This is a genomic window from Rothia sp. HMSC069D01 (genome assembly GCF_001810135.1).
GTDB lineage: Bacteria > Actinomycetota > Actinomycetes > Actinomycetales > Micrococcaceae > Rothia.
The window spans coordinates 175,870-187,862 of the sequence record NZ_KV800093.1; the positions used below are offsets into that span (position 1 = coordinate 175,870).

The following is an 11,993-nucleotide window of genomic DNA, read 5'->3' on the forward strand; positions in this document are numbered from 1 at the left end:
ATCTTCTATGCCTGTTTCCCGCCGTTGTGCCTTACGGCTATTCGGAGTCCTTCGAGGACTTATCCTGCAGGCCCTGCGGGCGCGGAGTCGGACGTTGCGGCTTGGGCTGAATCAGCTTCGCGTATTCTTCCGGGTCGTCCACGCGCAGACCGTACCGCTGAGCCGGACGCTTCTGCGTATCTGACTTCTGAGCGGTCACCTGGCCAGTACTTGCCTGTTCTGCAGGCTGAGTGGACTGTGCAGCCTGTGCGGGCATGTTCTGCGCCGCGCTCTGAGACACCGCATTCTGCGCGGTAGTGTCACGCTCGGGCAGGGTCTGGTTCGGTGCCGGCTGGCTACCCGCCTGCGCACGGTACGAAGGAGCCTTCGGCGCACCGGTCGGAACCGGTGCACCATTCATCGAGACGGTGCTCTGAGCCGCACGAGCCTGCGAAGCCTCCGGGGCAGCCGCCGCACGAGCAGCCGCAACCGCCGCCGAAAAGCGAGGATGCGCACCCAGCACGCGGCGCGCATCCTGAGCGTACTCCGGCAGAGCGTACATCACGGTACGCGAGGGAATTGATTCGGCACGCATCGGATGGCGGCTCCCATGAGAGCGACGCAAAACGAACATCTGCCAGAGCACAAACATAGCCATCGACAGCAGCACATACTTTATTACCTCAAACGCAGAGGAGTCATTAGTCGAGGCTATAACCAGCAGTGCAAAAAACGCACCGAATCCTGCCCCTCGAAGCGATGCAAAAGTCAAGATACGGCCATACGGCAACGGTACCGGGTACTCCACCTGGCGGATACCGTCATTGACCAGGTACAGCGCCGTGACCGGGTAATCCTGTTCGCTGAGCACATCAAAAGCGGCGAGCGCATCATCGTGACGCACGAAGGAGGCGATCGCCTCACCGGCGGGCAGGGGCTTGCCTTGAGCCTGCGCCAGGCGCGAGGCAACGAAAGAAGAAGTCGGGGTCGAGGGAATATTCGGCAGGTTAGAAGTCATGGCTTCTATTCTACCGCCCGCCCCAACCCTGGACCCGGTGGGCAGTTAGCTCCTCTATAGGCGTAGCGAACACCCGTTCAATTTCGGCTTCTCAAAGTGCGAATCCCCGCGGCGGAGCGTACCCTAGAGAGGTGAGCAATTCGAAGTTCAGCACCCCCAGCAAGATTTACATTGCCCGCCTTTTGGGCCTCGACGTTTTTGACCCCTTCGGTGACCGCCTCGGCCGTCTCCGAGACGTCGTCGTGCTCAAACGCGGCCTGGGCGCATCCATTGCGGGCGCCCGCCCCGCCAAGGGCAGCGAACCCATTGTTGTCGGCATCATCGTTGAGGTGCTCGGCAAGAAACGCGTGTTCATGCCCATGACCCGAGTGCGTAGCATCGACGCCTCCCAGATTATTTCAACCGGCCTGGTGAACCTGCGCCGCTTCGAACAGCGCAACTCTGAGACTCTCATCGTCGGTGAGCTCTTCGACCGCCGCGTGCGTCTGCTCGACGGCAGCGGCGACGCCGTCATTGAGGACGTCGCCATTGAGCAGCGCCGCAACGGCGACTGGGGCGTGACCGAACTGTTCGTTTCCCGCGTCAGCTCCTCCTCCAGCACGTGGCGCCGCCGCTCCAAGGAGACCCTCATCGTCGACTGGGACGAGGCTCTGCTCTCCACCGACGTGGAGCCGCAGGCGGCAACCGCGTTCGTGGCGAACCATGAGAACTCCAAGCCCGCCGACCTTGCGGACGCTATCCACGAGATGAGCGATAAGCGCATGGTCGAAATCGCCGCCGAGCTGCAGGATGAACGCCTCGCGGACGTTCTGCAGGAGCTGCCCGCCGAGGACCAGGTGCAGATTCTCTCGCACCTGGACGACGAGCGTGCCGCGCAGGTCCTCGAAGAGATGGAACCGGACGACGCCGCCGACCTGCTCATCGAGCTGGACGACGCCCAGCGCGAGAAGCTACTCGAGCTCATGGAACCCGACGAAGCAGACGACGTGCGTCGACTGCTCGAATACGACGAGGGTACCGCCGGTTCGCTCATGAACCCGGTGCCAATCATCCTCTCCCCGGAGGCGACCGTTGCGGAGGCGCTCGCACACATCCGCGCCGAGGAGATTCCTCCGGCGATGGCGGCTGCCGTCATGGTGACGCGCCCGCCCCTGGAAACGCCGACCGGCAAGTACCTGGGTCTGGTGCACATGCAGAAGCTGCTGCGTGTGCCGCCGAGTGAGCCGATTGGTCACATCCTCGATACTGACACTGAGCCTGTCTCTGACCAGGCAAGTTTGGAAGAGCTGGCACGCGTGCTGGCGACCTATGACCTGACCATCGTTCCCATTGTGAACGAATCGCACCGCCTGGTAGGCGCAGTGACCATCGACGACGTGCTCGATGCGCTCCTGCCCGAAGACTGGCGCACTTACGATGATGGAACTCCCGTACGAAAGGTAGGACGACGCTTTGCCTGAATCGAACCGCCGCGACGCAAACCGTACCGAAGAGAACCCCCGCATCGATAAGGCGCGCATCCTCAAGGACCGCCTGGAGAAAAAGTACGCTGAACGCAACCGCGAGCGCGGCGACTCCCGCCCGCAGCGTAGCGACTCGCAGCTGAGCACCCCCGGCACCCGCAAGCCGAAGCTGTTCTCGAGCCCCAACCCGGACGCTTTCGGCCGCATGACCGAGGGTTTTGCACGCTACATGGGTACCCCGCAGTTCCTGATGTGGATGACCATTTTCTGTGGCGTGTGGCTGGCGTGGAACTCCCTGGCGCCGGAGGAGATGCAGTTCGACCCGCGTAGCCTGAACTTCACCCTGCTGACCCTGATGCTGTCCCTGCAGGCTTCTTACGCTGCTCCCCTGCTGCTGTTGGCGCAGAACCGTCAGGATGACCGCGACCGCGTGGTGGCCTCTGAGGACCGTAAGCGTGACCAGCAGAACCTGGAGGAGACCCAGTACCTGACCCGCGAGATTGCTTCGCTGCGTATTGCTCTGCGTGAGGTTGCGACCCGTGACTTCGTTCGTAGCGAGCTGCGTGACATTCTTGAGGAACTGCAGAACATTGCGCAGGAGCAGGAGCGTCACGCCGAGCAGCTGCAGGACATCAGTGAGGACATTGAGGACCTGGAGGAGGCTATCGACGATATTGATACCTCCGAGGGCGAGGAAAAGGACGCTGAGGAGCAGGGCTCCGAGGGCACCGAGAACGGTACCGAGCAGGCTTCTGACAAGGCTGAACGCTCTGCGAAGGACTCCACACAGGATTCCCACCGAGGCGATTTGAGCCAGCCTCAGAGCCGCGAATCCCAGCAGGCAGAGCGCACCCGTGAGGGAGGCGCCCGTGACCGCTAATTCACCCCTGCAGGATGCGCTCTACGCGGCACTCGCCCGCGTCGAGGACCCCGAACTGCGCCGCCCCATTACGGAGCTGGGCATGGTGGAGACTGCGCTCGTGCATCCTGAACTGGATGAGCACGGTGAGCCGATTCCCGGCCGCCACTGGGCTGAGGTCACGGTGCTACTCACCATTGAGGGTTGCCCGCTGAAGAACACCATCGAGCAGCAGGTTCGTGACACCGCCGCCACCGTTGAGGGTATCGAGCGTGTGCAGCTGCAGGTGGGTGCGATGAACCCGCAGCAGCGTTCCGCCCTGCGTTCGATGCTCAAACCGGAGCGTTCCAACCCGTTTACCGCGCCCGGTTCGCTGACCCGCGTGTTCGGTGTGGTGTCCGGTAAGGGTGGCGTGGGTAAGTCCTCCATGACCGCGAATCTTGCCGCCGCGTTCGCCTCGCGCGGGCTTGCGGTGGGCATTATTGACGCGGATGTGCACGGCTTCTCGATTCCGGGTCTGCTGGGTATTACCGACGCCCCGACCCGCCTGGATGATCTGATTCTTCCGCCGACCGTGGATGTTCCCGCCCCCGCCCAGCGTTGGGGTGAGCAGAAGGTCAGCGGCGGCTTTATTCGCGTGATTTCTATCGGCATGTTCCTCAAGGGCAACGAGCCGGTGGCGTGGCGCGGCCCCATGCTGCACCGTGCCCTGGAGCAGTTCATCATGGACGTGCACTTCGGCGCCCTGGATGTGTTGCTACTCGATTTGCCGCCCGGCACCGGCGATATTGCCATCTCTATGGCTCAGCTGCTGCCGAATGCGGAGCTGGTGCTCATTTCCACCCCGCAGCACGCCGCGGTGGATGTGGCGGAGCGTGCCGGTACCCTGAGCCTACAGACCGGTCAGAAGGTCGTGGGCGTGGTGGAGAACATGGCTGCCATGACCCTGCCGGACGGTACCGTGCTCGACATGTTCGGTTCTGGCGGCGGTCAGGTGCTCGCTGAGCGTCTTTCGGAGGCGCTCTCCTACCCGGTACCGCTGCTCGGTTCCGTCCCGCTGGATGTGAACCTGCGTACCGGCGGCGACGAGGGCACCCCGGTGGTCTGGAGCCACCCGGACTCCCCCACCGCCGAAGAGATTCAGTCCATCGCCTCGCAGTTGCTGCAGTCGGGCGAGTCGCGGGCGGGTCAGAGCCTGCCGCTCTTCGTCTAGAGATTGAGCATCTAGAAGCTGACGGCAAAAGCTGAGAACAGAAAGAACCCCGCACCATCACGGTGCGGGGTTCTTTCGTTTCAAAATCTTAGGTGGCGTCCACGTCGAAGGGGGCGTATGCGCCTCGCGGAAGAGCACGGCTCTCCGACTTTTCCTTCTCCTTCAGCAGCGCCTCTTCACGTTCCCTCGCCTCACGCTCACGCTCGGCGTCATCCTCAGCGAACGCCTGCTTCACAATCACGCGCGGATCGTACTGGCGGGGGTCGTACTGGCGCCAGTTAATATCTTCCAGACCCGTCTCGCCCAGGGCTTCCTTGAAGTCGTCCTTCGCGTCGAACGCCATGCGGCGCACGGTCTTGACGAATTCACGGATCTGTCGGGCGTATTCGGGCATGCGTTCGGGGCCAATCACCACAAACGTGATGATGGCCAAAATAATCAACTCGGTGCCACTAATACCAAACACAGAATATAGATTATCAGTTCCGAGCCAGCACCGCCGAACCCGCAGCGCTTTCTGGACGTGTCTTTAAGCTCTGGACAAGCAGAAGGCGTACGCTACAGCACCGCGGAGGAGCATTGCGCTCACGGCTAAGAACACAAAAGACCGCCGGCAGCACACCGGCGATCTCCTGACACAATATTCGGTTTACGGCGGGTAGTTCTCCACCGCCGGGTTAAAACGCTGCGGCTCCAGCCGCAGGCACGCCCGCCTCCCGAACGCAAAAGACCGCCGGCAGCACACCGGCGGTCTCAAGCACCTGTTGGAAAGAATCAGCGGTTTACGGCGGGTAGTCCCCACCGCCGGGGAGCTGCTTCCAATGCCACAGCCAGCCAACCCAGCCCCACTGCGCACACGCACCCGCCACCAGCAACGCCCAACGATACGCCCGCGAACGGCTCGCCGCCGCCGCCACAATCACCAACGGGAACAACGGCAACAGCAGACGGAACGTCGACGACTGCGGATTCAAAAACAGAATCAAATACGCAAAATAGCTCAGGCACCACAGGTTCAACGGAGCCGCCAAAACCCTACGCACCAGAGGGCTCAAACACAAAGCAATAAAACCCAAAATCAGCACAGTCAGCAGCACCGGAGCCGCATACCCAAAGTACAGGTACCCCTGCGAAAGCCACGGCTGAATCGGCGCCAAATGGGTACCGCGCCACGCCGTCTCCGTGGCGGTGTACGCATCCACACGGCCCGTAGCCCACCACGCAATCGCAGGCCACACCAGCGCACACGCACACACCACCAAGGCGCTGACCAGCTGCCCCAGATGACGCACAAACGCCGTGCCCATGCCCGACTGGCGGCTCGAACGCACCCAGCATGCAAACCACCACAGGCCGGCAGCCGCGCCCAGGGGCACACCCACCGGGCGGGACAGGCACGCCAACGCCGCCACAGGAACCAGCAGGCCGTAGCGTCCCTGAACCAGGCACAGCAAGGCACCGGCAAGGAACACCAGGTTCAGCGACTCCGCATACGGAACCTGAAGCACCGGCGCCACCGGCAAGAACGACACCAACGCCACAGCCCACATGGACAGCGCAGAAGGCGACTCCTCGCTCTTGAAACCGGTCGCCTTCAACGACGCCTCAAACAGCAGGTAAATCACCCACGCCGCCGCGAAACCGGCAATCAGAGCAACCGTCGCCGCCACCGGGTAGTACCCGATGCCCGTCGCATGGCTAATAGCGCCGGAAAGCTGCGGGAAAATCGGGTAAAACGCCCACTGATTCTGCTGAATCACACCCGCCGCGTTCACCGGCAGCTCACTCGGGTAGCCCTGTACCGCGATCTGCTCATACCAGCCGGCATCCCAGATGCTAATGAACGACAGGTAATCCAGGTGCTGACCCCACGGGCTGCGCAGCTGCTGCTGACCGACCACGGCAAACACGATGAAACCCCACACGCGGGACAGACCGTAAATCAACAGTACTGACAGCCACGCGGGCAGGGCACGCAGACGCTCCCCCACCCGGTGCAGGCGCTCACCGGCGGCGGTGTACGCCCAGGTCAGCAGCTCATCAAAGGACTCGCTCTGCTCCTTCGTGGAGGCGGTGCGAGGTACCGAGTCAGCGGCAGAGTCAGCGCGGGCAGGCGGAACAGGGCTAGTGTGCGCAGAAGGAACACTCACCGGCACTAGCTCCCCTCAGCCACCGAAAGCGCACCCTCAGCCTGCGGGTTCTTTCGCTTCTCCACAAAGTCATGGGCGCTCAAGGTGCTCTCCGCATCATCAGCCAGCGGAACCGCGACGCGACGCACGGGCTCAGCAGCACCCTCAGCGGATTCTGCGGCTGCTTCGGCAGAAGCATCACTGGATGCTGACTCACTCGCCGACACCTTTTCGCCCTCGGGATTGCCGAAGAAACGAACCGAGGTAGTCAAATCCTCCACACGGTCGAAAGTTCCTAAACCGTCACGGCCCACGCCGCTGAAGAACGCGGCACCGGGCACGGCACGCTCACCGGAGAGCGCCACAACGGAGAGCACCGCAATGCCCGAAATCAGCAGGGCAAGCAGAATCAGAAGAAAGTTCATGTCAATCTCATATCATGCAGGACCGTCAACCCCTGACGGTCACCTAAATTCAAATAGTAGCGCCAGCACCGGCAGAATCAGCGTCGCGGTTAGTCCTCGTCACGGTCGCTGAGCAGCCAGGCACGCAAATCCGCGTGGCAACGGGTCAGCTGGCTAAAGCTCACATGCTCATTATCGGTGTGAGCCAGCAGGGCGTCACCGGGCCCAAAGTTCACGGCGGGAATACCAATCTCGCTCAGGCGAGCCACATCCGTCCAACCGTACTTCGGCTGAGGCTCCTGCCCCACCGCCTCAATCAGGGAAGCCGCCAGCGGGGTGTCCAGTCCGGGGCGAGCCGCCGGGGAAAGATCCACAAAATCCAGCTCGTAACCGGTGAAGACCTCACGCACGTGGGCGACCGCCTCGTCCAGGGTCTTATCCGGGGCGAACCGGTAGTTCACGTGCATTGCCGCCGCATCAGGAATCACGTTACCGGCAACGCCACCAGAAATCTGCACCGCATTCAGACCCTCACGATAGTCCAGGCCCTCCACCGCGATGGTCTTCGGCTCGTAGGAGGCGAGCGCCGCCAACGCCGGTGCCAGGGCGTGAATTGCGTTCTCGCCACGCCATGCACGCCCCGAGTGGGCGGCAAGGCCGCGGGTGCGCACGAAGAAACGCATGGTGCCGTTGCAGCCGCCCTCAATGGTGCCGTTGGTCGGTTCAAGTAGCACGCCGAAGTCTGCGTCAGTGATGAGCTCACCGTGGTTGCGGATCAGACGCGCCAGGCCGGAGAGCTCGCTGGCGACCTCTTCGTTGTCGTAGAAGATATAGGTCAGGTTGTAGTCGGTGTCCTGCGCGGTCAGTTCGGCGGCAAGTTTCAACTGGACCGCCACGCCGCCCTTCATATCGGTTGCGCCGCGACCGTACAGCACGCTGTGCCCGTCCTCTTCACGCACCGTAGAGGGCACAGTACCCAGGGAACCCTCGACGGTAGGCAGGGGCACGGTATCCAGGTGACCGGCGAGGATAATGCGGGTACGCTCCCCCTCAGCACTCTCCCCCTCAGCTCCAGGCAGCGGCGGGAATTCGGTGCGGGCAATGATGGCGTCCCCGTCACGGGTCAGGTGCAGGTGGGGGCAGAACGACAGCGCCGTGTGCACGGCATCAGCAATCGTTCGTTCGTTACCAGAAACCGACTCAAGATCCAGCAGGGCACGCGTCAGCTCGGGCATAGACACGTCCAAATTCAGGGGCGGTGCCGGAACCGGGTGACGTTCAGAAGTATTCGGGGAAACGCTCATCCTTCCACCTTACAGGTTCCCCGGTACACACACCCGCGCCCGCAACTTCCATATCGAGCATATGAGACGGTCTTGAAGGGGCTCTCACTCCCAAAACTATAATGGGAGGCATGTCTGAAAACACTCCCCGTTACGCCTCCGGCGTTGCACTGGTCAATGTTGTTATCTCTGGCGAGCACGCCGGCACCGTCCTGGATGCTTGGTTCCCCGCCCCCTCCCTCACCCAGACCCCCGACCTATCCATCGCGGACGAGCTGGAGGACCTGGCCGTTGAGCATCCGGCGCGCAACGCCCGTACCGAGGTGCGTAGCGCCTCCATCAACCTGGATGAGGCACCCGAAGACGCACTCGACGCATACCTGCGTCTGCACCTGCTCTCCCACACCCTGGTTCGCCCCAACGAGCTGAACCTGGACGGCCTGTTCGGCACCCTCGCGAACGTGGCGTGGACCAACCACGGCCCGGTGCTTGCCGCCGAGTTCCAGAAGCTCGCAATTGGTCTGCGCAAGCTGGGCCACCTGAGCGTGAGCCACATTGATAAGTTCCCGCGCCTGGTGGATTACGTGGTTCCCGCCGGTGTGCGTATTGGCGACGGCGACCGTCTGCGCCTGGGCGCGCACCTGGCGTCCGGCACCACTGTGATGCATGAGGGCTTCGTGAACTTCAACGCCGGCACCCTGGGCACCTCCATGGTTGAGGGCCGTATTTCTCAGGGCGTTGTGGTGGGCGACGGCTCGGATGTGGGTGGCGGCGCCTCCACGATGGGTACTCTTTCCGGTGGCGGCACTCAGCGCGTGTCTATTGGTGAGCGTTCCCTGCTGGGTGCGGAGTCCGGTATCGGTATTGCCCTGGGTGATGACTGCGTGGTTGAGGCTGGCCTGTATGTGACCGCCGGTTCGCGCGTGAGCGTTCTGTTGCCCGGTCAGGAGGCGCGCGTGGTGAAGGCTGCGGAGCTGTCCGGCGTGTCGAACCTGCTGTTCCGCCGCAATTCGATCAGCGGCGCGATTGAGGTTCTGCCGCGTGCGAAGAACACCGTGGAGCTGAACGAGGCGCTACACCTGAACTAGTCTGCACCTGAACTAGTCTGTACCTGGACTAGCGCTGGTTGCCCTTGCGAACGTTGGGGGGTCGGCCCGTGAACTTTAGGGGTCGGCCCGTGAACTTTAGGGGTCGGGATGTGTGAAGCATCCCGGCCCCTTTTTCTCTGCCCGAGGCTCCTCTTTTCGCCGCTCTCATAGGCTGGGCGCGAATCCGCGGCGGCTACGATGACCGTTTTCAGGGCGGGATGCTCGGGCTTTCGCTAGGCTGGTAGTACCGGGTACAACCCACCCGCCATGACTGACCACTTGTACAGTTCAGAGAGGAACTCAGATGCCTGAATCAACTAAGTCAGAGTCGACGATGAGCGAAACCTACCGGCACTTTACGCGTCTCTTCCCCTACCCGCACGAGCGTATTCCAATGGGCGCTCCTGCCGCTGATGCCATGGCTCGTTACGATGAGTTGGCTCAGCTGGGGCGTGCGGAGGGGTTCGTTCCCTTCTTCCTGAACCTGAACGATACGGTGCTTGAAAGCATGGTCATTGCGGTGTCCCTTGAACACGACATCATTGACGATGTTGAGACTCTGACCCCCGAGCAGGTGAGCGCCTACACCCGTGCTGTCCTGCAGCGTTACCGTACCGCCCGGGGTGGCGCCTCCGCAGAAGAATACGGCAGCGCAGTCATTGCCCAGCAGCTGCGCAAGGTTACCGATGATGGCGAAGATGCTCACGAGGAGGGCCCTGACGACTTCAACCTCAACGAGCTTGTTGACGAGTTTATGAGCTCCGATTTTCTGCCCGATGAGGAGCCCGAAGATGAGGCCCCGACTCTTTCTGCCCTACTCTGCTACGAGCTCCTGGATGAAGAGGAGAAAGGCGAGATGCTCCTGCTGCAGATTCCGACCGATGACCCCGCCGATATTCCCGCATACCTGCCCTTCGGCGGCTGGAATGGCTGCCCAGACGCTGAAACACAGCTGGCGTTCACCCACTATTGGCGTGAAAAGTACGGCGCCAGCCCGGCGGCTCTTGACGGTGCTGACTGCCTGGAGTTTCTGGTGGAACGCCCCGTCACCGACCCGGTCGAGACGAAGAATCTGGCGGTCGAACAGTTCGCGTTCTGTTCCGATCTTCCGTTCCAGGTGTTTGAGGATATTGAGCAGCTGACGGAGTTTATTCACCAGAGCCGTCAGTGGTATTTCTGGTGGGATTAGACGCAAGCTATACAGCGAGGTGGGGGCGAGTGTCGACACGCCTCAATAACGCCTCCCATGTGCTCACATCAGAGTGCACAAGCGCACAGTGTCCCGCAGTACTTACGCCGCGTGCACGGCTGTACTATTAGATACAGCTCAACAGCTTTTGTCCCCCATCCGGAGCACTTTTTCCGGATATATAAAGCCCGAAAGGACATCATGAAGGTACTCGTTACCGGCGGCGCCGGCTACATCGGCTCCCACACTGTACTTGAACTGCTCAAGGCAGGCCACGACGTCGTCGTCATGGATAACCTCGCGAACTCTTCCGAGGAGTCCCTCAAGCGCGTCGCTGAACTCGCTGGCCGCGCCCCCGAGTTCCACAAGGTTGACCTGCTCGACCTCGAAGGTATGAAGGCTCTCTTCAAGCAGGTTCGCCCCGACGCTGTGATTCACTTTGCGGGCCTGAAGGCTGTGGGCGAGTCCGCAGAGAAGCCGCTGTGGTACTACCAGACCAACGTGGCTGGCACCCTGAACCTGCTGTACGCAATGGACGAGGCTGACTGCCACTCCATCGTGTTCTCCTCCTCCGCTACCGTGTACGGTGAGCCCGAGTCCATGCCTCTGATCGAGAAGATGAACATGGATGCGCAGTCCTGCTACGGCCGCACCAAGGAGCACATTGAGGACATGCTGGTCGACCTGGCTGCTTCCGACTCCAAGTGGAACATTGCTCTGCTGCGTTACTTCAACCCCGTTGGTGCGCACGAGTCCGGCCGTATCGGTGAGGACCCGGCGGGCATCCCGAACAACCTGGTGCCCTTCATCGCGCAGGTTGCTGTGGGTCGCCGCGAGCACCTGAACGTCTTCGGTAATGACTACCCGACCGTTGACGGTACCGGCGTGCGCGACTACATCCACGTGGTTGACCTGGCTGACGGCCACCTGAAGGCGCTGAACTACATTACTGAGCACGGCGGCCTGCACACCTGGAACCTGGGTACCGGTAACGGCTACTCGGTTCTACAGGTTCTGCACGCGTTCGAGGAGGCGTGCGGTAAGGAGCTGCCGTACAAGATTGTGGATCGTCGCCCCGGTGACGTTGCGGTCTCTTACGCTGATCCTTCCTCTGCTCTGGCGGATCTGGGTTGGAGCGCTAGCCGCGACATTAAGACCATGGTTCGCGACCACTGGAACTGGCAGAAGAACAACCCCAACGGTTACGAAGCCTAAGCTGTTTTAGCCCCTTGTGAGGGGTGTTGAAGAGTGCCCGATAGGTGTTATCTCACCTATCGTCCGGGTACTCCGGCCAACGACAATCAGCGGATATGGCAAAGCCCCCGCACTCCCCTTTTTGAACTGCGCCCCGAAACTTGGACGCATTAA

Annotated in this window: 11 protein-coding genes; 6 read left to right on the forward strand and 5 right to left on the reverse strand. The window is 61.9% G+C overall.

Annotation, left to right across the window (positions count from 1 at the left end; translation table 11 throughout):
* Window positions 1–37 precede the first annotated feature (37 nt).
* Window positions 38–997, reverse strand: coding sequence for a hypothetical protein (locus tag HMPREF2710_RS03375; protein ID WP_070599503.1), 960 nt, complete (start codon window positions 995–997; stop codon window positions 38–40).
* 131 nt (window positions 998–1,128) lie between these two features.
* On the opposite strand from HMPREF2710_RS03375, the gene HMPREF2710_RS03380 reads away from it, so the two are divergent.
* Genes HMPREF2710_RS03380 through HMPREF2710_RS03390 form a run of 3 tightly spaced genes read left to right on the forward strand, consistent with a single transcriptional unit; the run spans window position 1,129 to window position 4,532 of the window.
* The gene (locus tag HMPREF2710_RS03380) at window positions 1,129–2,457 is read left to right on the forward strand and encodes a magnesium transporter MgtE N-terminal domain-containing protein (protein WP_070541581.1); all 1,329 of its coding nucleotides are present in this window, start codon (window positions 1,129–1,131) and stop codon (window positions 2,455–2,457) included.
* The gene (locus HMPREF2710_RS03385; RefSeq protein ID WP_070599507.1) at window positions 2,450–3,340 is read left to right on the forward strand and encodes a DUF1003 domain-containing protein; all 891 of its coding nucleotides are present in this window, start codon (window positions 2,450–2,452) and stop codon (window positions 3,338–3,340) included. Before HMPREF2710_RS03380 ends, HMPREF2710_RS03385 begins: the two co-directional genes overlap by 8 nt.
* Window positions 3,330–4,532: a P-loop NTPase gene (locus tag HMPREF2710_RS03390; RefSeq protein WP_070599509.1), complete on the forward strand. Its 1,203-nt coding sequence runs from the start codon at window positions 3,330–3,332 to the stop codon at window positions 4,530–4,532. Before HMPREF2710_RS03385 ends, HMPREF2710_RS03390 begins: the two co-directional genes overlap by 11 nt.
* Before the next feature lie 88 nt (window positions 4,533–4,620).
* Here the strand turns inward: HMPREF2710_RS03390 and HMPREF2710_RS03395 are convergent, their stop codons facing one another.
* The 4 genes from HMPREF2710_RS03395 to dapE all read right to left on the reverse strand — a co-directional run bounded on the left by HMPREF2710_RS03395 (window position 4,621) and on the right by dapE (window position 8,369).
* On the reverse strand, window positions 4,621–4,998 hold the full coding sequence (locus tag HMPREF2710_RS03395; protein ID WP_012903155.1) for a twin-arginine translocase TatA/TatE family subunit: 378 nt from the start codon (window positions 4,996–4,998) through the stop codon (window positions 4,621–4,623).
* A 316-nt stretch (window positions 4,999–5,314) separates the two neighbouring features.
* A complete protein-coding gene (locus HMPREF2710_RS03400; protein WP_070599512.1) occupies window positions 5,315–6,688 on the reverse strand; it encodes a hypothetical protein in 1,374 nt (457 codons plus the stop codon).
* Complete coding sequence (locus HMPREF2710_RS03405) at window positions 6,688–7,086, reverse strand: taurine ABC transporter substrate-binding protein (RefSeq protein ID WP_070599514.1); 399 nt, start codon at window positions 7,084–7,086, stop codon at window positions 6,688–6,690. The genes HMPREF2710_RS03400 and HMPREF2710_RS03405 overlap by 1 nt, the downstream gene beginning before the upstream one ends.
* Before the next feature lie 89 nt (window positions 7,087–7,175).
* The gene (gene dapE, locus HMPREF2710_RS03410; RefSeq protein WP_049359056.1) at window positions 7,176–8,369 is read right to left on the reverse strand and encodes a succinyl-diaminopimelate desuccinylase; all 1,194 of its coding nucleotides are present in this window, start codon (window positions 8,367–8,369) and stop codon (window positions 7,176–7,178) included.
* A gap of 101 nt (window positions 8,370–8,470) precedes the next feature.
* Between dapE and dapD the strand changes: the two genes are divergently transcribed.
* The 3 genes from dapD to galE all read left to right on the forward strand — a co-directional run bounded on the left by dapD (window position 8,471) and on the right by galE (window position 11,840).
* A complete protein-coding gene (gene dapD / locus HMPREF2710_RS03415; RefSeq protein ID WP_049359053.1) occupies window positions 8,471–9,436 on the forward strand; it encodes a 2,3,4,5-tetrahydropyridine-2,6-dicarboxylate N-succinyltransferase in 966 nt (321 codons plus the stop codon).
* Window positions 9,437–9,740: 304 nt separating this feature from the next.
* A complete protein-coding gene (locus tag HMPREF2710_RS03420; RefSeq protein WP_070593656.1) occupies window positions 9,741–10,625 on the forward strand; it encodes a DUF4253 domain-containing protein in 885 nt (294 codons plus the stop codon).
* 201 nt (window positions 10,626–10,826) lie between these two features.
* Window positions 10,827–11,840 (forward strand): UDP-glucose 4-epimerase GalE, encoded by a 1,014-nt coding sequence (galE, locus tag HMPREF2710_RS03425; protein WP_049346894.1) that lies wholly within the window; start codon window positions 10,827–10,829, stop codon window positions 11,838–11,840.
* Window positions 11,841–11,993: the final 153 nt, after the last annotated feature.